Here is a 20227-nt window from a genome sequence, read left to right on the forward strand (position 1 = left end):
TCCGGTTCGTTGCACAGTGTGGCGTACCCGGAACGCCGCAGACGACCGGACCGAGGAGTCCCGAACATGGCCAGCAGTACCGACCGCAGCCGCACCGAACCGCATCGCACGGACGGGAACCGCACCCGTCTGGTCGAGCACCTGATGGAGCAGTTCCCGCACGTGCCCCGGGAAGCCGTCATCAAGGAAGACCTGCTGCGCGGCGGACTGGCCTTCGACGAATCCGCGCTGAGCGACAACGAGGGAGGTGACGTCAAGCCGAAGTCCTACTTCATCTTCTCCTTCGACCACGGGACGCTACCCGAGCTCGGCGCCGCCGCCCTGCGCCGCCCGCCGGAGGAGATCGTCCTCACCGGCGGACCGTACGACCTGCGCAGGACCGTCGTGTCGGTCCGGGTCAACCCGGCGTCCCCGTACCGCGTCGCGGCCGACGACGACGGCGTGCTCGGGCTGTATCTCGACGGCCGGCGGATCTCCGATGTGGGCCTGCCGCCCATGCCGGACTACTACCGGCACACGCTGGAGAACGGCAAGTCCGTGATGGAGGTGGCGCCCACCATCCAGTGGGGGTACCTCGTCTATCTGACGGTGTTCCGGGTCTGCCAGTACTTCGGCGCGAAGGAGGAGTGCCAGTACTGCGACATCAACCACAACTGGCGCCAGCACAAGGCGGCGGGACGCCCGTACACCGGAGTGAAGCCGGTCGAGGAGGTCCTGGAGGCGCTCGCCATCATCGACAAGTACGACACGGCGAAGACCTCCACCGCCTATACCCTCACCGGCGGGGCCATCACCTCCCACATCGGCGGCCGCGACGAGGCCGACTTCTACGGTCAGTACGCCAGGGCCATCGAGGAGCGTTTCCCCGGCCGGTGGATCGGCAAGGTCGTGGCCCAGGCCCTGCCCAAGGCCGACGTGCAGCGATTCCACGACTACGGTGTGCAGATCTACCACCCCAACTACGAGGTGTGGGACCGCAGGCTGTTCGAGCTCTACTGCCCGGGCAAGGAGCGCTACGTCGGCCGTGACGAGTGGCACCGCCGGATCCTGGACTCCGCCGAGGTCTTCGGCCCCCGCAATGTCATCCCCAACTTCGTGGCGGGCGTGGAGATGGCCGAGCCCTTCGGCTTCACCACGGTGGACGAAGCCATCGCCTCGACCACCGAGGGCCTGCGCTTCTTCATGTCGCGCGGCATCACCCCGCGGTTCACCACCTGGTGCCCGGAGCCCACCACTCCGCTCGGGAAGACCAACCCGGACGGGGCGCCACTGGAGTACCACATCCGCCTGCTGGACGCCTACCGGGCAACGATGGAGGAGTACGGTCTCAGCTCGCCCCCCGGCTACGGCCCGCCCGGCGCCGGCCGCGCCGTGTTCTCCGTCAGCTCGTTCATGGACAGTCTTCCGGCCCGTCCGGACGACTCCCTCTAGCGCTGGTGCGGGCCGCCGGGTGCGGCGGCCCGCCAGTTCACGCACGACATGTGTGAACCCGCACGAGGCTGCTGTCCGTGCCGTCGACCCGGGCGAGCACGGTCCGCAGCGGCTCGACATCGGTGAGCGGCACCCAGGTGGGATCGGGCCGGGCGTAGTACCTGGCCATGCTCATCGGCGCGAAGCAGGTGGCGGAGGCCTCCGCCACCTGCTCCAGCATCTTCTCGGCGTTGTCGTTGGTCGGACCCCATCTCGGACTCGACCCGTCCGGCCGGGGGTTGACGGCCCACCAGTCCACCCATCCGCGCGACGCGCGCTCGGTCCACATCACCGGCTCGTCACCCACGTCGAGTACGGAGACCTCGTCGCGTTCCGGCAGCGCGTGTCCCGACGGCAACCCCACGACGCGTGGCTCCGTGTGCACCGGTTCGGAGCGGAGGCCGGTCAGGTCGTCGGGCAACCGGGCGAAGGCCACGTCCACCAGTCCTTCACGCAGCGCGGCGGCCTCCTGCCCCAGTCGTACCGCCTGGGCACCACTTGCACTCCGGGATGACGTCGCGCGAACCCGGCGCGTGCCCGACCACGACGGGACGACGGGTCGCGTCTGGCTGATCACGGGGGCGTCCCCCGGCTTCGGCCGTTCGATCGTCGCCGCCGCACTGGCCGCCGGGGAAACGGTCGTGGCCACGGCGCGCAGGCCCGAGGCGCTCGACGATCTGGTCGCCGCGTACCCCGACCGGGCCGTCGCGGCCCGACCGGACGTCACCGAGACCGCTCGCATCGCCGCCGTCGTCGCCGACACGGTGCTCCGGCACGGACGCATCGACGTCGTCGTCAAGGTCTGTCCGAGGCGCTCGCGGCCGAGGTGGCCCCGCACGGGATCAAGGTACTCATCGTCGAACCCGTATCGTTCCGCACCGGGTTCGCCGGGGGAGGTGCGCTCCGGCAGACAACCGCGATGCCCGCGTACGAGGCGACCGTCGGCCCCGTCCGGGCGGACCTCCCCGGCTCGGACGGCAAGCAGGAGGGTGACCCCGACAAGGCCGCGGCAGCCATTCTCACCGCCCTCGCCGCGGAGAAGACGCCACTGCGACTGCCGCTCGGCAACGATGCGACCGACGCGATCCGGGCCCACCTCGAAGAGGCCCGTGCCGAGACACTTCTGGGGGAGGGGGCAGCCGCAGCACCGCCTTCGACGGCTGAGGAGCGCGGCCGCCCCCACGGCTGCCGGCGCGTCCGACGACGACCGGGCGCCGGGGACGACGGGGCGGAGGCGACGGGGGAGGCTCGTCGTCCCCGGCGTCGGGAACGTCAGGCGCGCCACTCGGCCGTGCGCTCGGGGGACGCCTCGGCGAGCGCCTTGCGGATCGCCTCCACATCGCCCTGATGGCCGTAGACAGGTGTGCCGGGCTGCTGACGCCAGGAGTCGTCGAGGCCCCCGGCGTCCACTGTGTCGAAGCCGAGTTCGTCGATGAGGCCGCGCACGACCTGCTTGGCTGTCGCGTCGTCACCCGCCACCGGCAGTGCCTGACGGCCGGGGCTGCCCTTGGGGAGCCCGTTGGAGAGGATGTCCTGTGCGTACGTCCCGTTGAACGCCTTGATCACCGGGTGGCCGATCTGTTCCTCGGTCCACCGGCTCTCGGGCTTGCCGTCCTCGATCTCGGCGATGCGGCCGTCGCGTTGCTGCGGGTAGTAGTTGCCCGTGTCGATGACCGCGGCCCCGGCCGCGGCGCCGTCGAGCAACCCGGTGGGCAGATCGGGGACGGCCTTGAGGGGGACGGTGACGACAACGACCTCGGCTCCCCTGGCCGCTTCCGACGCGTTGACCGCGGTGGCTCCGGTCTCCTCGGCGAGTGCAGAGAGCGTCTGCGGGCCGCGTGAATTGGCAATGGACACCTCGTGACCCAGTGCGGTGAGGCGCCTGGCGAGGTTTCCGCCGATGTTGCCCGCTCCGATGATGCCGATCTTCATGGATCCGACCTTCCGATGGCGACTGCGGTACGTGATGTGGTCTCGCCGGTTCATCAACTACCCGTTTCCAGTCCATATTCCTGGCAATGGCAAAACGATTCGCCCGTTCATCCGAAGGATGGGAACGACCGACTGCGGGCACGTACAGAAAGAGAACGGAAGCGCCCATACCACTTGAAGGCGGTGCCCATGCTCCATGGCGTCGATGTCAGTTCCCATCAGTCGTCCTTCGACACGGACGGACTGGACTTCGTCTTCATCAAGGCAACCGAGGGCCGCTCGTACGTCAATCCACATCTCTCGGCGCAGGTGAAAAGGGCCAGGGACGCGGACTGCGTGCTCGGCTTCTACCATTTCCTCTGGCCGGGGAACATCACGGCCCAGGCCGAGTACTTCGTGAGCAAGGCTCCGGAGAAGGCGGGTGATCTGCTCGCCGTCGACTGGGAGGAGAACGGCGAAGGCACGCGGGCCGGCAACTCGGAGAAGGACCGCTTCATCCGCGAGGTCAAGCGCCTGCGGCCGCACCACAAGGTTCTGCTGTACTGCAACCGCTATTTCTGGCTGAACCACGACACCACGTCGTACGCGGGGGACGGCCTGTGGATCGCCGACTACGTGACCGCGGGGAAGCCCCGGATCAAGGCGTCCTGGCGTATCCACCAGTACACCGACCATCCGCTGGACAAGGATGTCGCCGCCTTCTCCTCACGGACGGCCATGCGCGACTGGGCCAAGGGATAGACGCCGCGGGGCCTTGCGCGCGGGGGTGCGGCCCGGGCCGTGCCGGGCGGGGCGCACTCCCATTGGTGGGTGCGTACCCATGATTGGTGTGCGCCTAGGATAGTGCCGATGAGCGAGACCCCGCCCAGCCTCCTGGGACTCACGACCTATCTGCTGTCCAGGACCGGCAAGGCGGCGCGGAGCCGACTCGCGGCGCGACTGGCCGAGCGCGATCTCCGGCTCTGGCACATGGCCGTACTCTCGGCGCTCATCGACTTCGGCCCTCATGTGCAACGGGAACTGGCATCGAGGCTCGGGATCGACCGGAGCGACATCGTCAAGATCGTGGACGATCTCGCGCTGGCCGGTCTCGTCGACCGGGCCCGGGACACCGCCGACCGCCGCCGGGTGACTGTCACGCCCACCCCGGCCGGCCGTGCCGTGCTCGCGGAGCTCCAGGACGATGCCCGGAGCGTGCAGGCGTCAATGCTCGCTCCCCTGAACGCGCGCGAACAATCCCAGCTGGCAGCGCTGTTGAAGCGTGTCCACGCCCATGTTCACGACAGCCCCGCAGCATCGAATGTCCACGACGGAGCCACGGCGTCGGGGCCAGGTCGCTGACCGAATCCCCGGGGCCGGTGCGGCACACTTCTCGGGTGACCACAGCCGCGGCTCAGCCGCCTCGCGACCGCGCGCTCGGGCGCGGAATCACCACCCTCATTCCGCAGGCCGCCACGGCCACCCCGGCCGAACAGGCCGCGGCCGTACTGACGGCGATGCAGAGCGTTCCGGTACGCGTGGGCGTCCTTCAGGCGGCCGTGGTCCTCCTGGAAGAACGAGTGCGCGCGACCCAGGACGACGCGGAACGCGCGGCCGCCGCGACAACGGTCGCCATGCTGCGCAGCGCGATCGGCCGGGCGGGCTGACCCCGCCGGCCGACCGGGTCGGCCGATCGGTCTGTCCGGTCGGGCCGACCGATCAGCCTGCGGCCCAGGGCGGGGAGTGGATCAGCGCAGTTCGTTCAGGACCCGCTCACATGCCTCGGGGTGCTCCCGCCAGTACCGCCAACCTGCCCGATGGGACAGGACGGCGGCGAGTGCGTCCGCCAGTCCGAGATGCCGGGGTCCCGCGATCTCCCTTACGACCACGACGGCGGCCGTCAGCCCGTCCTGCCCGCCTTCGGCCAGAAACCCGAGAGCCGAGGCAGGGTCTTGTGGGGCTGCCGCGCGGGTGGACTCCACCAGCGGCTCCAGCCAGCGGGCCCAGAGCCGATACCGGCCCGACACCTCGGAACCCACCTCGTCGATCCCGTCTGCCGCGTCTGCCGCGTCTGCCGCATCATCCGCGTCTGCCCCATCGGACCCATTCGCCCCGGGCGTCAAGTCCGTCGCGTCGTCCCCGGCCGGGCGTTCCGCAGTCTCCAGCAGAGGTGCCAGCGCCCGCGCCAGACGGCCGCAGTAGCTGGCCGCACTCCTGGTGACCCATGGGTGTTCGGCGGTGAAGTGCTCCCATTCGGTCTGCCCGCCGAACCCGCTCAGCCACCAGGCGCCCGGGGGCCGAAGACCCTCGGTGCCGCCGAGAACGAAGGCTTCCCGCACCAGTTCGTAGGTCGGTGGAGTACGTTCCGCGAGCAGCACGGCATCGTACAGATCCTTGCCCTGCGGGTATGCGTCGGTCACCAGCCACAGCAGCTTCCAGGCCAGTGACAGTTCGGGCGAGACCGCCTGCACCCGGCAACCCGGTCCGTCCCCGAGCGGCTGAAGTCCGGTGAGCACGGCGGGGGAGGGCAGGGTCTCGTTGAACACCACGTCGAGCTGTACGGTGCCGCCGGGCACCCCGTCCGCCGTCCACGGCAGCAGCATGCGCCGGCCCGGAACCCGGTCGTACGTCCAGATGTCCTCCGTCACCAGACCTGCCGCGTCGATCCGGACCGAGTCACGGGCGGCGGCCGCGGCCTCCGCCGCGTCCCGGGCGATCGTTTCGAAGAGGCCGGCGGACCTGGGGTCGTCCATGGCCCAGTCCCGGGGCACGAAGAGGAAGTCCAGATCCCCCGGGTCGCGGGCGGCCTCCCCGAACCAGGTGGCCATCAACACGCTGCCGCGCAGCACCAGATGGCCGCCCCAGGGGCCGTTCGCGACGGATGCGAGCACCGTGTCCAGTGCCGTGCGTCGCGCCCGGCGCCAGGCCCGGCCCACGTCTTCCCGGCCCTCTCCGAAGACCGGCTCGCCCGCTCGGTAGGCGTTGGCGAACTGCTTCAGGGCGGGCTCGAATATCAATGGCTGATCCATCCCGGCCGGCGCGGGCAGCAAGGTTCCCGGGAGTTCGGAGTTGCGCCGTGTCTCCTCGTCGAGGGGCTCATGCGGAACGCGTGGCGTGCCCCTCCACAGACCCCGCCAGGTGGCGGGCCCGTCGGCCGAAAATGTCATGGTGAGGCTCCTGTTGGGGGAGTGCGCAGCAGTTCGTGACGCAGGTGATGGGGCGGCGTGTGGGGCACGCGTGATCATCCGACGTGAGCATAGGTGTCCGCGCCGAGTGTCGGGCAACGGGTCCGGCGGCCGGAGGGGGTAGGCCCGACGGGTCCGGCGGCCGGAAGGGGTAGGCGCGACGGGTGCGGTGCGGGTCTGTCGCCCAACGGCCGGGATACACCCACCCATTGGCATGGACCTGATAGGCGCGCTGCGTTACAGTCCGTTTGCGGCACATTCTGAGAGCGCTCTCAGATCGGAGCTCTCGGACGCCTGCTGTTCCTCCCCCACGATGCCGGAACAACAGAAGGGCCATTGCCTTGAGATGTATCAATGCGCTGCGTACGAGCCTGGCTGCCGCACTCGTCGTCGGAGCCTGGGCCACCGTGGGTCTTGCCTCCGGCCCGGCATCCGCCGCCGCCGTGGATCTCCCGCCCGGGACACCCCGCTCCGCGACCGGTGAGGCGCCGGCGTCCGAAGGGCTGCTCTCCGCGATGCGGAAGGACTTCGGCCTGACGGAAGGCCAGGCCAGGGCGAGGCTGGCCGCGGAAAAGACGGCGACCGCCGTACAGGGCAGGGCGCGCCGGGTCGCCGGGTCGTCCTATGCCGGGGCCTGGTTCGACCCGGCCACGAACCGCCTCACCGTGGCAGTCACCGACAGCCGGAAGTCGGCCGCCGTGCGCGCCTCCGGCGCGTCCGTCCAGCTGGTGCGGCACACCGCGCGGCAGCTCGACGCGGCAAAGGCGCGGATCGACGGGCTGACGGCACCGGCGGGTGTCAGCAGCTGGCACGTGGACCCGAAGGCCAACCGGGTCGTCGTCGACGTTGTCGCCTCGGCAGCGGATGACAACGATGTCCGAACCTTCGTCGACCAGGCCCGCAAGACCGGCCCCGTAACGGTGAAGCACACTCCTGAAGGGCCCAGGACCTTCGCTGCCGGAACCGTGGGCGGCGACCCCTACTACACGGGCAACGTGCGATGCTCCATCGGCTTCTCGGTGCACGGCGGCTTCGTCACGGCGGGCCACTGCGGACAGGCCGGCGCGGCGGTCAGCGGCTGGGACCGTTCGGCCATCGGCAACTTCCAGGGTTCGTCGTTCCCCGGTGACGACTATGCCTGGGTCAGTGTCGGCAACGGCTGGTGGACCGTCCCCGTCGTACTCGGCTGGGGCACCATCTCGGACCAACTGGTGCGGGGCTCCGCAGAGGCACCCATCGGCTCCTCGATATGCCGCTCCGGTTCCACGAGCCACTGGCACTGCGGCAATGTGCTGGCCACGAACGAAACCGTGAACTACAGCCAGGGCGCGGTTCACCAGATGACGAAGACGAGCGTCTGCGCCGAGCCGGGGGATTCCGGTGGCTCGTTCATCAGCGGGGACCAGGCCCAGGGGGTCACCTCCGGCGGCTGGGGCAACTGCACCAGCGGCGGGGAGACCTGGCACCAGCCCATCAACGAGATCCTGAACCGATACGGGCTGACTCTGCACACGGCCTGACTCTGCACGCGGCCTGACGGTACGCAGGTCCGGCGGAACAGGGCCCGTCCGAATCCCATGGTGAGGGCCTGTCGCAGCACGAGTGTGATCGCTCGAATTGCGGCAGGCCCTTCATGTGCTACGACCGGTCGGCCCGGAATCCACAGGGCCGTACGAGGACGGCCGCCGACGTGATCGCCTGCCACAGCCGGCGGATGACCGGCTGGAGGTTGCGCTGTTCGAGCTGCCGGGTGGGGCCGTCCACGAATCCCGGCATCGCGTACCGCGGAGGCCGGCCCGACCGGCACCTCCGCTGCACAGGACCCCGGTCCCGCTGTAGGTTCTCTGAGATGACTTTGGCGGAGACGCAGGGCCTCACGTCGATGACCGATGGGGCACAGATACGTTGGAGGGCGCTGGGAGACGCATCCCGGCGGCCGGCAGTGGTCATGCTGCACGGCGGTCCGGGCCTGCCGGACTATCTGGACGGCATCGCCCCCATGGTCGCGGACCTTGCGCCGGTGTACCGGTACGACCAGCGTGGCACGGGCCAGTCCCCGTGGCGGGGCCGCCACTCCTTCGACCGGCACATCGACGATCTCGCCGAGGTGCTCGACGCGTGGGACGTGCCCGAGGCCGTGCTGATCGGACACTCCTACGGCAGCACGCTGGCGAGCCGGTTCTGCCTGAGGCACTCCGACCGGGTCGCCGCGATGTTGCTGATGTGCGGGCCGTTCGTAGGTGACTGGCGCAGTGGGGACCGGGCGGAGCGCGCTCGCCGGATGTCCGCAGCACAGCAGGAGCGGCTCCGTGAACTGGAGGGGGCGCCGCACCGTACGGAGGAGCAGGAAGCCGAACTGCTCACGCTGGCCTGGTTCACCGACCACGCCGACCCCGAGCGGGGATGGCACTGGGCCGCGCAGGGTGCCCGGCACCGACGTCCCGTCAACTGGACGATGAACAGTGAACTCGGCAAGGAAGGGCGCGTGGACCCGCTCGATGACCATCTTGCCGAGCTGCGCGCGTGCATGCCCGTGAGGGCGGAACTCCTCGGCGGAGCCAACGACCCCCGGCCGTTCTCGGCGCTTGAATCGCTCGCGCTCCGGCTCGATCTTCCGCTGACGAGGATCGAGAACGCAGGTCACGAGCCCTGGCTGGAGCAGCCCGACGTTGTACGTGCGCACCTGAGGCGATTCGTGCGGGACTCGGTGGGTGACCGGGCCGGCGGCCCGTGACTGTGCAGGAGACCGTGTTCTGCCTGGAGGCGCTGTCTTCCCGTCGCCCGCGGACGTCACCGGCGCCGCCCCGACCGGATGCCGGCTCTCGCACGGCGATAGCCGGACCGGGCCTCGCCGACGGTCAGACCGAGGACTCGCCGGTCGGCGAAGGCACAGCGCGCGAACGAAGAACCATGAGCGAGTCTTCCCATGCCGCCACCATGGCAAAGGGAAACCGGTCGAGCTCAAGGCAGAGCGCGACATCGTCGGGGTGGACTCCTTGGCGTACCCCCTCAGCCAGTTCGGCGGCGGCACGCGACTCGCCGGCGCGACGGAGGTACTCAGCCGCATCCGTCCCAGCCCCGGTGGCCCTCCGGGCGATGTACTGAGCGCACGCCAGATCTTCGTCTGCGCGCCCGTCTTCGCCAGTGACCACGAAGGTGACAGCGTCACACTCGCGAATCCGCAGGAGCCGGGCCGTTGCCTCTGCCACCACGAAGCCGGCGCACAGCACCAGCGACGCCTCCCTGACCGCAAGGGCGCCGACTGTCCCTGCCGTGGTCTTCTGCACAACGGTCCGTCCGCCGAGGTCGATGGACCGCAGCAGGCCCGGCGAGTTGACGGTGTCGAACCCGGGCGCGGACGGACCGTCCTTGATCGCCACCCAATCCGGATGGCGATCCTTGAGCGCCAGGGCTTCGTCCAGTGACTCGGCAAGGACGACTCTCTCCGCTCCTTGGGCGAACGCCCAGGCAGCCACGGTGAAAGCACGCATGACGTCCACCACCACTGCCACACGCGGGGGTTCGGCCAGCTCGGTGATGCCGAGAAAGCGGGGATCCATCCGGTCATGATCGCGCATGCCCGACCCCAAGTACCCGGGCAGTGACGCGCATCACGTCGATGTTCTCGGGATGCGAGACCACCTTGCCTGCGTGTCGCGGGCAAGGTGGTGGAGACGTCGCTCCAGGGGCGTATTCTGCCGAAGCCCCGCATCTCAGCGAGGAGAACTCCGGTGCACGGCCAGGAAGTTGTCCCGGTCGGCGTACGACACGGGCGTGGTCCCGGACAATGAGCGCATGACCCGCCCCAGAATCCGTGTTGCCGCATACGTGATCCGGCATGGCTCCGTACCCGAATTGCTGGTGTTCGACCATGTCGGGACTCCGGCCGCCGGCACCCAGGTGCCCGCAGGTGGTGTCGGGCCGGACGAGGAACTTGAACCGGCCGTTCTACGAGAAGTCGCCGAAGAGACCGGGCTGTTGGACGTTGCCGTGGTCCGGCAGGTTGCGGTGGAGGACAAGCCGCACCCCGAAACGGGGCAGCCGCGCAGGACCACCTTCTTCTTCCTCCGGACGTCAGCCGACACCCCGGACATGTGGGAGCACAGGGTCAATGGCGATGACGAGGACTCCGGTCTCACCTTCGCATGCCGCTTCCTCGCCCTTCCTCTGAAGCAACCGCTGGCGGATGGACAAGACGCCTGGCTGGGCCGCGTCGACCCTCTCTGGGCCACGCCCGAGTAGTCCGACGGCGGCGATGCGACACGTCCCGACGGCCGGCCGAAGGATCGTGTGCTGTGACACCGGAGCCCACCGAAGAGTGTTGCGGAGCCATCGTCGCCGGATCAGGCAGCGACTGGTTTGCGGTAGCGGACGTGTTCGCTCCGTCGTCGGAACCCCACGCTTTCGTAGAGGTCGTAGGAGCGGTACGGATTCGCGGCCCCGGTGTACAACCGGGCCGTGTTCGCGCCGTGCTCGCGAAGACATCGCAACCCGTCCAGCAGCAGGGCTCGTCCAAGGCCACGACGCCTCGACTCCGCGCGGACGCTGAGTTCTTCGACTTCGCCGAGAGCGGGATCGTGGCGGCGGATGGAACACAGAGCGACAGCCGAGAGCAGATCTCCCTCCCAGGCGGCCCGCCAGCAGGTCGGCTCGGCCGTGGCGAGAAAGCTCTCGAACGTCCACCTCTCGGTGAAGGCGGCATCGGCATACGAATCGACCACCGTCTTCCAGGCCGCACGGTAGCTGCGTGGATCGACCGCACCGACTCGGATGCCTGCCGGCAACGGCTTGCCGTCGGGCAGTTGCCGGAGATCGGCCAGCTCCAGCTCCACCAGACTGAAGACACGCCGGTATCCCTTGTCGAGCAGTAGCGCCGTTGCATCCTGCTCAGTGCCCAGGGCATTCGCGCCGAACACGGCCGTCGGCGTGGTTCCGTGCTGCTGCACGAGCCGGCGGATACGGCGTTCCGCCCAGCCGACCATGGCCGAACCCACTCCCCGGCCGCGGTGCCCGGGCAGCAGATATCCGCGGTGCAAGTACAACCACGTCCCGTCCCGCTCCTGCCACCACCTGATCGTCGAGTAGCCGACGACACCACCGTCGTACTCCACCAGGGCCTGGTTCTCGGACGGGTCGTCGAGCTCGGCGGAGCCTTCGGCGAGCTCGGCCGCCGTCGGGATTCCCTCCACGATCGAGCGGGCGTCGATCCGATCCCGCTGCGCACAGCCCAGTCGCACGGCGGCCATTGCGTCATGGTCGCTGTGACCGTGGTACGGCCGGAAGGTGTAGCCGGGCACCCGTTCCGCCGATGCGAGGTCACTGCCGCTGCTCACGCACATGCCAAGAACTATGCCAGATCGAACAGACGGTGCCGCCGGTCAAGGGAGTTCGGGCCGAGCCGATCGGACGGCAGAACTCGATCTCAAGCCTGTGCGCACGTGATCTGCACCCGCTGCGGCAAGCAGGACAGGCATAGGGGAGATTTCAGTGGGTGCTGGGGGATCGCTCCGGGAAGTACCTGATGTCGGGGCCGCAGCCCGCTGACAGCATGCGGGACATGACCTCAACAGATGTGACACGAAGGGCCGTTGTGGGCGCGGCACTGTCGGGAACGGCGGCGCTGCTCGCCACCGTGGCGCTGCCCACGCCGCGCGCCACCGCCTCATCACCGTCGCTCCCGCCGCTGGATCCCACCGCCCTGAAGGCGGCCATCGGCGACCTGGAACACCCGCCGTCAACCGGGGCCCAGTTGCGAGTCGGTGGCACGGCCGGGCACTGGTACGGCACTTCAGGTGTGGCCGATACAGTCACGCGGCGGCCGGTGAGGGCAGGGGACAGGGTCCGGATCGGCAGCATCACCAAGGTCTTCGTCGCCACGGTGCTGCTTCAGCTGGTGGGGGAGGGCCGGGTCGATCTGGACGCGCCCGTCACAAATCTCCTGCCCGGGTGGTTGCCTGCCGGCTTCTCCTCCGTCACCGTGGCCCACCTGCTGAACCACACCAGCGGACTGCCCGACCACGTCGGCATCCCGGAACCGGAGACCGCGGAGGAGGTGTTCCGCCACCGCTTCGATCACTGGACACCGCGGGAGTGGGTGGCCACGGCGACGCACGGGCCGTTGAAGTTCACCCCGGGCACCCGACAGGAGTACCGCGGCATCAACTACGTACTGGTCGCACTGATCATCGAAGAGGTGACGGGCCGTCCGTACGGAGAGGAGGTCGGGGCCCGCATCCTGCGTCCGCTCGGCCTGAAGCACACCGTCGTGCCCGGCGACGATCCGGGCATCCATGGACCCCACGTGCACGGCTACCTGACGATGACCGACGGCCGGCTGCGGGACATCACGACGTTCGACCAGTCGTCCGTCCGGGGCGAGGGCGACATCATCTCCACCACGGGTGATGTGGACCGAATGCTCGTCGCGCTGTTCTCCGGCGAACTGCTCCAACCAGAGCTGCTCCGGCTGATGTTCACCCTGCCACCCGCCGATGTACGGATGCTCGACGGCTCTCCCGCCCGCTACAGCTCAGGGCTTCAGCAGGCCACCGTCAACGGCATCACGCTCTGGGGCAAGACCGGGGAGACGTACGGATACAAGAACGCCGCGTTCTCCACTCGTGACCAGCGGCGCCGCTTCGTGCTTGCGCACCATCCGACGTCCCCGCGCAACGGAGAGGAGACGCAGATGGTCGCTCGGGTCGCCGATCTGCTCACCCGTAACCCGTAACCCGTAACCCGTGGTGCGCAACCCGACTCCCGTGGATCATGCCCTGAGCGCGACGGGCCGTACCTTCACCCGGACTTACGGGACCTGAGCTCACAAGTGATGTGCATACGCGGTGATATGACGACGTATCGAGGAGATCGGCCACACTGCCGGCTCACTCCCGTCTGTAAGGTCGGTCGCTCAGGGGGCGGCGGCGCGTGGAATCGGTCCCGCACGGCTGCCGGTCCTGCGCGTCGGTCCGATGCGCCGGTGCACATGAGGAGCTGTGATGGGGTTGGGATCCGTACTTCGCCAGGTCGATGCCGAGAGCATGAGGAGCATTCCCGCCGGAGAGATCACTCTGCGCGACGAGGGCACGCGGACGGAGTGGAGGGCGGAGGTGGGTGCCTTCGGGCTGGCGTCGTATCCCGTGACCCGGGAGCTGTACCACGCGGTTCGAGGTGAGGTGCCCGCGAGTGAGGCCGGACCGCGTACACCGGTGACCGAGATCTCGTGGATCGGTGCTGTCCGGTTCTGCAACCTGCTCTCGCAGGCGACGGGGCTCCGGCCCTGCTACTCGACGGGTGATGACCCGGACGCTCTGGACGTGGTCTGCGACTGGCGGGCCGACGGCTACCGGCTCCCGTCCGAGGCGGAGTGGGAGTACGCCTGCAGAGCCGGTACCTCCGGGGTTCGTTACGGTGACCTGGACGAGATCGCCTGGTACCGCGGGAACTCCGGCGGTGAGCTGCACGACGTCGCGACCAGGACGCCCAACGCGTGGGCCGTCCACGACATGATCGGCAACGTGTGGGAGTGGTGCTGGGACCTGTACGACCCGCAGGTCTACGGCCCGTACCGCGTGTTCCGTGGCGGGGGTGGTTTCGACCGGCCCCGGAGTTGCCGGGCGTCGTGCCGCCGCAGGAGCCACCCGACCTTCCGTATCGATGACCTGGGGTTCCGGCTCGCCCGAACGCTGTGAGCGGGTGGGAAGTGTTGGGATGATGGTGAGGTGCCGGCCAACTGCCCGCTGCCCGGCGGGCGGTCGACCACCGGGCAGCCGAAGGGCAGTCGCAGGGCAGCTGGGGTCACGGCGTTGCATCGAGGTCACGAGCGAGAAGCGTGGCCAGCTCCTCGACCGCGGCTTCCGCGCCGTCGCCTTCGGCAGTCAGTACCACTGAATCTCCGTGCAGGGCCCCGAGGGCCAGTACCGAGAGCAGGCTCCGGGCGTCGACCGGGATCTGGCCGTCCCGGCCGATCCTCACCTTCACCGGCTGCTGGGTGGCCGCCTTGACGAACAACGAGGCCGGGCGGGCGTGCAGACCGCTTCGGGAACCGACGGCGACGGTGCGCTGATGCATGGGGGACTCTCCTGTGGGGATGGACGGACGGAGGGGAACGGGGATGCGGCGGAATCGGTGGGGTGTCGACGGAGCGGAGGAATCGGGATTCCCCTCAGGCCGCGACGGGGGTCTTGGGCGTCCCGGTCGCCGGGGCGGCCGCCTCCGCGTTCCGGCCCATGCTCTTGAGCAGGACGACCAGGAGGGTCGCGACCGTCGTTCCGGCAGCGATGGCCAACAGGTAGAGGAACGGATTCCCGATGAGCGGCACCACGAAGATGCCACCGTGGGGGGCACGCAGGGTGCAGCCGAAGGCCATCGACAGCGCACCGGTCACCGCGCCGCCCGCCATCACCGACGGGATCACCCGGAGGGGGTCGGCCGCCGCGAACGGGATCGCGCCCTCACTGATGAAGGATGCACCCAGGACCCAGGCCGCCCGGCCGTTCTCCCGCTCGGTCCTGCTGAACAGCCCGCCTCGTACGGTGGTTGCGAGTGCCATGGCCAACGGCGGCACCATGCCGGCCGCCATCACCGCGGCCATCACCTTGAGGCTGCCGGGCGTCGGATCGGCGAGACCGCCGACCGCGAAGGCGTACGCCACCTTGTTGAGCGGGCCGCCCATGTCGAAACACATCATCAGGCCGAGCACGATGCCGAGAATGATCGCGTTGGACCCCGAGAGCCCGTTGAGGCCGTCGGTCAGGGCACCTTGGAGGGACGCGATCGGCTTGCCGACGACGATGAACATGAGGAAGCCGACGACCGCCGAGGCGATCAGGGGAATCACCAGCACCGGCATGATGCCCCGCAGCGTGGGATGGACCTTCACACGTTGGATCGCCATCACCACCGCACCGGCCAGCAGACCCGCCACCAGCCCGCCGAGGAAGCCGGCGTCGATGGTGAGCGCGATGGCTCCACCCACGAAGCCGGGAACGAGCGCGGGCCGGTCCGCCATTCCGTACGCGATGTACCCGGCCAGCACCGGAACCAGGAAGGCGAACGCGGCGGTGCCGATCTGGTTGAGCAGAGCGGCCCAGCTGGCGGCCTCGCCCCAGACGAAGTGGTCCGCGACGGATTTCGCGCCGGCTATTTCGTAGCCGCCGATGGCGAACGACAGCGCGATGAGCAGCCCGCCGGCCGCGACGAACGGCACCATGTAACTGACGCCGGACATCAGGTAGGTCCGCAGCCGGACCCCGAAGTGCGCGTGGTCGCCACCGGTGGTGGCTCCACCGTCCTGATGAGCGGCGGTGCCGGTGGCCAGGACGGTGGTCTCGCCCCGTTCCGCCTTCTGCCTGGCTTCGGCGATCAGCTCGGCTGGACGGTTGATCCCCGCCTTGACCCCGGTGTCGACGATCGGCTTGCCGTCGAAGCGTGCCTTGTCGCGCACCTCGACGTCATGTGCCCAGACGACCGCGTCGGCAGCGGCGATCAGCGCCGGATCGAGCCGGTCGAACCCGGCCGATCCCTGCGTCTCGACATCGAGCACCACGCCCCCGGCGCGGGCCGCGGCCGCGAGGGACTCGGCGGCCATGTAGGTGTGTGCGATCCCGGTCGGACATGACGTGACGGCCACGATCCGGAAGGGTTCGGCGGACGGTGCGGCGTTGCCCGGTACCGGACCGTCCACCGGTGTGCCGTCAGCCGCAGCCGCGGTCTCCCGCACAGACGCCTCGGCCTCCTCGCCCCGGATCAGGGCCGCGGCCGCACCGGGGTCGCGCTCCGCGCGCAGTGCTTCCGTGAACTGCGGATCCATCAGCCGTCGTGCCAGGGCGGACAGAATGGTGAGGTGATCGTCGTCGGCCCCGGTCGGCGCGGCTATCAGGAAGACCAGATCGGCGGGGCCGTCCGCCGCGCCGAAATCGATTCCCGGGCCGCTGCGGCCGAACGCGAGTGTGGGCGCGGTGACATGCTCGCTGCGGCAGTGCGGGATGCCGATGCCACCGTCCAGACCGGTCGGCATCTGTGCCTCACGGGCCGCGACATCGGCGAGGAAGCCACCGAGGTCGGTCACCCGGCCCTCGGCGACCATGCGCTCGGCGAGCGACCGGGCGGCGTCCTGCTTCGTCTCGGCGGACAGATCCAGATCGACCAGTGCCGCGGTGATCAGTTCACTCATCGCGGGGCTCCTTGCTCGTGGACCGTCCGGTGGGCGGCACGGGGGACATTCGGGGCGGTGGGTGCGGGCGCGGGCGCCGGCACGGATGCGGACGAGGGCGCGGATGTGCGGCCGTCAGGACGCCGGCTCCGATAGGCGGCGGTCATGACGTCGGCTCCGTCAGAGGGCGGTCCAGAGGGATTTCGGCGGTCGTGGTGACCGCCGACAGATCGAGATCGGCGGGCGTCGGCATGACGCTGCCCGGGAGTTGCACGGCCGCCGCGCCGTGGGCGACCGCCACGGCGAGCGCGCCCTGCCCGGTGCCGCCGGCAGCGAGGAAGCCGGCGAGCGAGGCGTCGCCCGCTCCCACGTTGCTGCGGACCACATCGACCCGCGCGCTGCCGAAGTACACCCCCGTACCGTCGACCAGCAACTGCCCGTCGGCCCCGAGGCTCGCCAGAACGGCCCCGGCGCCTCGCCCGCGGAGCTCCTCCGCCGCCTTCACGGCATCGCCCACCGTCGCCAACGGACGCCCCACGGCTCCGGCGAGCTCCTCCGCGTTCGGCTTGATCACATCGGGGTGCTCCGGCAGCGCTGCGGTCAGGGCGGCGCCGGAGGTGTCGAGGGCGATCAGGGCCCCGGAACGGTGGCTCCGGGCGACGAGTTCGGCGTACCACTGCGGGGGCAGTCCACGCGGCAGGCTGCCGCAGCAGGCGATCCAGTCCGTGGCGGCCGACCGGCTCTGTACGGCATCCAGCAGGGCTTCGGCCTCGGCCCCGGTGATCTCCGGGCCTTCCGCGTTGATTTTGGTGAGTGTGCCGTCGGGCTCGACGAGGGTGACATTGATCCGGGTGCTGCCGGCGATGGGCACCCCGGCCGCCTCGATGCCGTGTTCACCCAGCAGCCGGGTGAGCAGTGCGCCCTCGGGTCCGCCGAGCGGTGCGACGGCGATCGTACGGTGGCCGGCCGCCGCGACCGCACGCGAGACATTGATGCCCTTGCCGCCGGGGTCCACCCGGTCGCCCGTGGCCCGCAGTACGGAGCCGCGGGTCAGCAGGGGCAGCTCGTACGTCCGGTCGAGGCTCGGATTGGGGGTGACGGTAAGGATCATGCGCGCACTACTTCCGTGCCCCGGCCCTCGATGGCGAGGGCGTCGTCGGAGCCGAGTCCGGTGTCGGTGATGAGCAGGTCGACCTGGGCGAGATCGCCGAACCGGGCGAAATGCTCCTGGCCGAACTTGGCGGAGTCGGCCAGGAGCACGACCCGCCGGGCGGCGGAGATCATGGCCCGCTTGACGGCGGCCTCGGCCAGGTCCGGTGTGGTGAGACCGCCCTTCGGCGAGAAGCCGTTGGTGGCGAGGAAGACGACGTCGGCGTTGATCTCACGGTAGGCGTTCAACGCCCAGGCATCGACCGCGGCGCGGGTCCGGGGCCGGACCCGGCCGCCGACGAGATGCAGCGCGATGCCTGGGTGGTCGGCGAGTCGGGCAGCCACCGGAAGCGCATGGGTGACCACGGTGAGGCGGGCGTCGAGCGGAATGACCGCGGCCAGCCGGGCGGCCGTACTGCCCGCGTCGATGATCACGCTGCCGTCGTTGGGCAGCTCACCGATCGCGGCCGACGCGATGCGTTCCTTCTCGTCGATGGCGACGGCATCGCGCTCGGCGAGATCCGGCTCGAAGTCGAGCCGCCCGGCGGGAATCGCACCGCCATGGACGCGGCGCAGCAGCCCGGCCCGGTCGAGGCTCTTCAGATCGCGCCGCACGGTCTCGGCCGTGACCTGGAATTCCTCAGCCAGGGACAGCACTTCGACCCGGCCGCTCTCGCGGGCGAGGCGGAGGATTGCTTGCTGCCGCTCCGGTGCATACATGTTGGTTTGAATCCGTTCCATGCCCGAGTGTGTGGTTTCGTCGTCAGGTTACGCCCGAAGTTCGGGGATGTAAATGGATTCGGGCATCCGCGGGCCTGAACGGACATACGGCGCCGGGGCTGGGGCCGTCTCTGTCGGCAGCACCGGAGCGGGCGTGGGTACGGATTCGGGCGGAGGGCCGCGGTGGTGCGGGCCTGCGGGTGACATGCGACGGGTGCTCCTGTCCCGGACCCGGATCGCCGTGTCAGTCGTCCTTTGTAGGCTGCGGCGCATGAGCGATGTGTATGAGCTGGCGGTATCGGTCGATCTGCGGGACGAGCTCTCCGGGGCGGAGCTGGCCGATCTGCGCTGGCACCTGGGAATCGGGCCGCGGCCGGAGCGCCTGTCCGTCGTGACCGAGTTCCCGATCGTGGTGGAGGGCGAGGCGGGGGAGCCGGTGATCGAGGACGATCCCCGCCCGCTGCTGGCCGGCAGCGGTGCGGCCCGGCGGATCGGCGGTGTGCTCGGTTCGGCGCTGGTGGGGCGCGCGGACCTGCCGCGGAAAGGCTGGTCGCTGACCTCCCGGCAGGAGATCCACCCCGATGATTTCGACAAGGCCGGTGAACTGCTCTGCTGGCTGGCGGAGCGCGTCCAGGACACCCACCGGCACGGGGACGATGTCGTTTCGATCGGCCTCCTGAGGTTCCACGAATCCTTGACGCCGGAAGTGATCGAGGTGGCGAACGGGCGGATCACGTGGCCGGCTTAGCGGGCTCCTCCTGACGGCGTCCCACCTGCGGCCGGAGTCCTGGCTCGCGAGCGACGGCAAGTCGTCGGCCGTATGCCCGCCCCCTGCCGAAGGAGTAAATCCGTAGCCATTCGTTGTCGGTCCTGCGTAGCTTCGGCCGCATGGCTGACGAGAGCTTCACGCATCCCCAGCTGGCCGCGCTCTACGACGTGCTCGAATCCGATCGGAGTGATCTCGCCCCCTACATCCGCCTGGCCGAGGAGCTGGGAGCGCGCCAGGTCCTGGACATCGGCTGTGGGACAGGAGTGTTCGCCCTTCTGCTGGCCGAACGTGGGATCGAGGTCGTGGGCGTGGATCCGGCAACGGCGTCCGTCGATGTGGCCCGTGGCAAGCCGGGCAGCGAACGGGTGCGCTGGGTCTGCGGTGATGCGGGGGCACTGCCGCCCCTGCAGGTGGACCTCGTGACCATGACGGCGAACGTGGCCCAGGCCATCGTTGACCCGCAGGTGTGGCGGATGACGCTTCGGGCGGCGTACGAATCCCTGCGACCCGGCGGGATCCTTGTGTTCGAGACACGGGATCCGGCCCGGCGTGCCTGGGAGGAGTGGAAGCGTGAGGCCTCCTACCGCGTGACGGAGATCCCTGGAGCCGGCGGGGTCGCGAGCTGGGTTCAACTGCTCGAAGTGCGTGGGCCGCTGGTGACCTTCCGCTGGACCTTCGAGTTCACCGCGGACGGACAGGTGCTGACTGCGAATTCCACGTTGCGTTTCCGTGAGCGGCGGGAGGTCGAGGCGGAGCTGGTCGCTCAGGGGTTCGTGGTGGACGACGTTCGCGACGCTCCCGACCGCCCCGGCCGCGAGTTGGTCTTCCTCGCCCGACGTCCCCCGATCGATCGCTGACCGTCCGCGTCCG

21 protein-coding genes and 1 pseudogene are annotated in these 20227 nt (G+C 69.6%); 12 read left to right on the plus strand and 10 right to left on the minus strand.

Annotation, left to right across the window (positions count from 1 at the left end):
• Positions 1-66: 66 nt before the first annotated feature.
• Positions 67-1431 carry a radical SAM protein gene (locus tag ACGF8B_RS24325; RefSeq protein ID WP_392742204.1) on the plus strand — a complete coding sequence of 455 codons (1365 nt, stop codon included), beginning with the start codon at positions 67-69 and terminating at the stop codon, positions 1429-1431.
• Positions 1432-1468: 37 nt separating this feature from the next.
• On the opposite strand, the gene ACGF8B_RS24330 is transcribed toward ACGF8B_RS24325, so the two are convergent.
• A complete protein-coding gene (locus ACGF8B_RS24330; protein WP_392742207.1) occupies positions 1469-2119 on the minus strand; it encodes a LysR substrate-binding domain-containing protein in 651 nt (216 codons plus the stop codon).
• Here ACGF8B_RS24330 and ACGF8B_RS24335 point away from each other — a divergent pair.
• Positions 2004-2634: pseudogene (locus ACGF8B_RS24335) on the plus strand (SDR family NAD(P)-dependent oxidoreductase). The gene ACGF8B_RS24330 and the pseudogene ACGF8B_RS24335 overlap by 116 nt on opposite strands.
• 108 nt (positions 2635-2742) lie before the next feature.
• Here the strand turns inward: ACGF8B_RS24335 and ACGF8B_RS24340 are convergent.
• Positions 2743-3456 carry an NADPH-dependent F420 reductase gene (locus ACGF8B_RS24340; protein WP_392742209.1) on the minus strand — a complete coding sequence of 238 codons (714 nt, stop codon included), beginning with the start codon at positions 3454-3456 and terminating at the stop codon, positions 2743-2745.
• A gap of 135 nt (positions 3457-3591) precedes the next feature.
• Between ACGF8B_RS24340 and ACGF8B_RS24345 the strand changes: the two genes are divergently transcribed.
• From ACGF8B_RS24345 to ACGF8B_RS24355, 3 genes are all read left to right on the plus strand, one after another.
• Entirely contained in the window at positions 3592-4143 is a 552-nt protein-coding gene (locus ACGF8B_RS24345; protein WP_392742212.1) for a glycoside hydrolase family 25 protein, read from the plus strand.
• A 108-nt stretch (positions 4144-4251) separates the two neighbouring features.
• A complete protein-coding gene (locus ACGF8B_RS24350; RefSeq protein WP_392742215.1) occupies positions 4252-4743 on the plus strand; it encodes a MarR family winged helix-turn-helix transcriptional regulator in 492 nt (163 codons plus the stop codon).
• 35 nt (positions 4744-4778) lie between these two features.
• Complete coding sequence (locus ACGF8B_RS24355; protein WP_259934195.1) at positions 4779-5048, plus strand: hypothetical protein; 270 nt, start codon at positions 4779-4781, stop codon at positions 5046-5048.
• A gap of 81 nt (positions 5049-5129) precedes the next feature.
• On the opposite strand, the gene ACGF8B_RS24360 is transcribed toward ACGF8B_RS24355, so the two are convergent.
• Positions 5130-6548 (minus strand): nucleotidyl transferase AbiEii/AbiGii toxin family protein, encoded by a 1419-nt coding sequence (locus ACGF8B_RS24360; RefSeq protein ID WP_392742219.1) that lies wholly within the window; start codon positions 6546-6548, stop codon positions 5130-5132.
• A gap of 359 nt (positions 6549-6907) precedes the next feature.
• Here ACGF8B_RS24360 and ACGF8B_RS24365 point away from each other — a divergent pair, with 359 nt between their 5' ends.
• The gene (locus tag ACGF8B_RS24365) at positions 6908-8086 is read left to right on the plus strand and encodes a S1 family peptidase (protein ID WP_392742222.1); all 1179 of its coding nucleotides are present in this window, start codon (positions 6908-6910) and stop codon (positions 8084-8086) included.
• Positions 8087-8204: 118 nt separating this feature from the next.
• Here the strand turns inward: ACGF8B_RS24365 and ACGF8B_RS24370 are convergent, their stop codons facing one another.
• On the minus strand, positions 8205-8330 hold the full coding sequence (locus tag ACGF8B_RS24370; RefSeq protein ID WP_392742225.1) for a hypothetical protein: 126 nt from the start codon (positions 8328-8330) through the stop codon (positions 8205-8207).
• 85 nt (positions 8331-8415) lie between these two features.
• On the opposite strand from ACGF8B_RS24370, the gene ACGF8B_RS24375 reads away from it, so the two are divergent.
• A complete protein-coding gene (locus tag ACGF8B_RS24375) occupies positions 8416-9300 on the plus strand; it encodes an alpha/beta fold hydrolase (RefSeq protein WP_392742227.1) in 885 nt (294 codons plus the stop codon).
• A 124-nt stretch (positions 9301-9424) separates the two neighbouring features.
• On the opposite strand, the gene ACGF8B_RS24380 is transcribed toward ACGF8B_RS24375, so the two are convergent.
• The gene (locus tag ACGF8B_RS24380; RefSeq protein ID WP_392742942.1) at positions 9425-10126 is read right to left on the minus strand and encodes a 2-phosphosulfolactate phosphatase; all 702 of its coding nucleotides are present in this window, start codon (positions 10124-10126) and stop codon (positions 9425-9427) included.
• A gap of 235 nt (positions 10127-10361) precedes the next feature.
• Here ACGF8B_RS24380 and ACGF8B_RS24385 point away from each other — a divergent pair, with 235 nt between their 5' ends.
• Positions 10362-10808, plus strand: a complete 447-nt coding sequence (locus tag ACGF8B_RS24385; RefSeq protein ID WP_392742230.1) for an NUDIX domain-containing protein — start codon at positions 10362-10364, stop codon at positions 10806-10808.
• A gap of 101 nt (positions 10809-10909) precedes the next feature.
• Here the strand turns inward: ACGF8B_RS24385 and ACGF8B_RS24390 are convergent, their stop codons facing one another.
• Positions 10910-11905, minus strand: coding sequence for a GNAT family N-acetyltransferase (locus tag ACGF8B_RS24390; protein ID WP_392742232.1), 996 nt, complete (start codon positions 11903-11905; stop codon positions 10910-10912).
• A gap of 218 nt (positions 11906-12123) precedes the next feature.
• Between ACGF8B_RS24390 and ACGF8B_RS24395 the strand changes: the two genes are divergently transcribed.
• Complete coding sequence (locus ACGF8B_RS24395; RefSeq protein ID WP_392742234.1) at positions 12124-13296, plus strand: serine hydrolase domain-containing protein; 1173 nt, start codon at positions 12124-12126, stop codon at positions 13294-13296.
• A gap of 310 nt (positions 13297-13606) precedes the next feature.
• Positions 13607-14257, plus strand: a complete 651-nt coding sequence (locus tag ACGF8B_RS24400) for a formylglycine-generating enzyme family protein (RefSeq protein ID WP_392742237.1) — start codon at positions 13607-13609, stop codon at positions 14255-14257.
• A 106-nt stretch (positions 14258-14363) separates the two neighbouring features.
• Here the strand turns inward: ACGF8B_RS24400 and ACGF8B_RS24405 are convergent, their stop codons facing one another.
• The 4 genes from ACGF8B_RS24405 to ACGF8B_RS24420 form a co-directional block, all read right to left on the minus strand.
• Positions 14364-14636 carry an HPr family phosphocarrier protein gene (locus tag ACGF8B_RS24405; RefSeq protein ID WP_392742240.1) on the minus strand — a complete coding sequence of 91 codons (273 nt, stop codon included), beginning with the start codon at positions 14634-14636 and terminating at the stop codon, positions 14364-14366.
• A 94-nt stretch (positions 14637-14730) separates the two neighbouring features.
• Complete coding sequence (locus ACGF8B_RS24410) at positions 14731-16740, minus strand: fructose-specific PTS transporter subunit EIIC (protein WP_392742242.1); 2010 nt, start codon at positions 16738-16740, stop codon at positions 14731-14733.
• Positions 16741-16882: 142 nt separating this feature from the next.
• On the minus strand, positions 16883-17830 hold the full coding sequence (gene pfkB, locus ACGF8B_RS24415; protein ID WP_392742244.1) for a 1-phosphofructokinase: 948 nt from the start codon (positions 17828-17830) through the stop codon (positions 16883-16885).
• Positions 17827-18588, minus strand: a complete 762-nt coding sequence (locus tag ACGF8B_RS24420; RefSeq protein WP_392742944.1) for a DeoR/GlpR family DNA-binding transcription regulator — start codon at positions 18586-18588, stop codon at positions 17827-17829. The genes pfkB and ACGF8B_RS24420 overlap by 4 nt, the downstream gene beginning before the upstream one ends.
• 271 nt (positions 18589-18859) lie before the next feature.
• Here ACGF8B_RS24420 and ACGF8B_RS24425 point away from each other — a divergent pair, with 271 nt between their 5' ends.
• Positions 18860-19336, plus strand: coding sequence for a hypothetical protein (locus ACGF8B_RS24425; RefSeq protein ID WP_392742246.1), 477 nt, complete (start codon positions 18860-18862; stop codon positions 19334-19336).
• 140 nt (positions 19337-19476) lie between these two features.
• Positions 19477-20214, plus strand: a complete 738-nt coding sequence (locus ACGF8B_RS24430; RefSeq protein WP_392742248.1) for a class I SAM-dependent methyltransferase — start codon at positions 19477-19479, stop codon at positions 20212-20214.
• Positions 20215-20227 lie beyond the last annotated feature (13 nt).

The organism is Streptomyces sp. NPDC047917 (assembly GCF_043204345.1).
Taxonomy (GTDB): Bacteria; Actinomycetota; Actinomycetes; order Streptomycetales; family Streptomycetaceae; genus Streptomyces; species Streptomyces sanglieri.

Bases quoted from the DNA above. Each gene is read 5' to 3' on its own strand.
- ACGF8B_RS24325 (WP_392742204.1), top strand. From the start codon at position 67: ATGGCCAGCAGTACCGACCGCAGCCGCACCGAACCGCATCGCACGGAC.
- ACGF8B_RS24340 (WP_392742209.1), bottom strand. From the start codon at position 3,456: ATGAACCGGCGAGACCACATCACGTACCGCAGTCGCCATCGGAAGGTC.
- ACGF8B_RS24345 (WP_392742212.1), top strand. From the start codon at position 3,592: ATGCTCCATGGCGTCGATGTCAGTTCCCATCAGTCGTCCTTCGACACG.
- ACGF8B_RS24350 (WP_392742215.1), top strand. From the start codon at position 4,252: ATGAGCGAGACCCCGCCCAGCCTCCTGGGACTCACGACCTATCTGCTG.
- ACGF8B_RS24360 (WP_392742219.1), bottom strand. From the start codon at position 6,548: ATGACATTTTCGGCCGACGGGCCCGCCACCTGGCGGGGTCTGTGGAGG.
- ACGF8B_RS24375 (WP_392742227.1), top strand. From the start codon at position 8,416: ATGACTTTGGCGGAGACGCAGGGCCTCACGTCGATGACCGATGGGGCA.
- ACGF8B_RS24380 (WP_392742942.1), bottom strand. From the start codon at position 10,126: ATGGATCCCCGCTTTCTCGGCATCACCGAGCTGGCCGAACCCCCGCGT.
- ACGF8B_RS24385 (WP_392742230.1), top strand. From the start codon at position 10,362: ATGACCCGCCCCAGAATCCGTGTTGCCGCATACGTGATCCGGCATGGC.
- ACGF8B_RS24390 (WP_392742232.1), bottom strand. From the start codon at position 11,905: ATGTGCGTGAGCAGCGGCAGTGACCTCGCATCGGCGGAACGGGTGCCC.
- ACGF8B_RS24395 (WP_392742234.1), top strand. From the start codon at position 12,124: ATGACCTCAACAGATGTGACACGAAGGGCCGTTGTGGGCGCGGCACTG.
- ACGF8B_RS24400 (WP_392742237.1), top strand. From the start codon at position 13,607: ATGAGGAGCATTCCCGCCGGAGAGATCACTCTGCGCGACGAGGGCACG.
- ACGF8B_RS24405 (WP_392742240.1), bottom strand. From the start codon at position 14,636: ATGCATCAGCGCACCGTCGCCGTCGGTTCCCGAAGCGGTCTGCACGCC.
- ACGF8B_RS24410 (WP_392742242.1), bottom strand. From the start codon at position 16,740: ATGAGTGAACTGATCACCGCGGCACTGGTCGATCTGGATCTGTCCGCC.
- pfkB (WP_392742244.1), bottom strand. From the start codon at position 17,830: ATGATCCTTACCGTCACCCCCAATCCGAGCCTCGACCGGACGTACGAG.
- ACGF8B_RS24420 (WP_392742944.1), bottom strand. From the start codon at position 18,588: ATGTATGCACCGGAGCGGCAGCAAGCAATCCTCCGCCTCGCCCGCGAG.
- ACGF8B_RS24425 (WP_392742246.1), top strand. From the start codon at position 18,860: ATGAGCGATGTGTATGAGCTGGCGGTATCGGTCGATCTGCGGGACGAG.
- ACGF8B_RS24430 (WP_392742248.1), top strand. From the start codon at position 19,477: ATGGCTGACGAGAGCTTCACGCATCCCCAGCTGGCCGCGCTCTACGAC.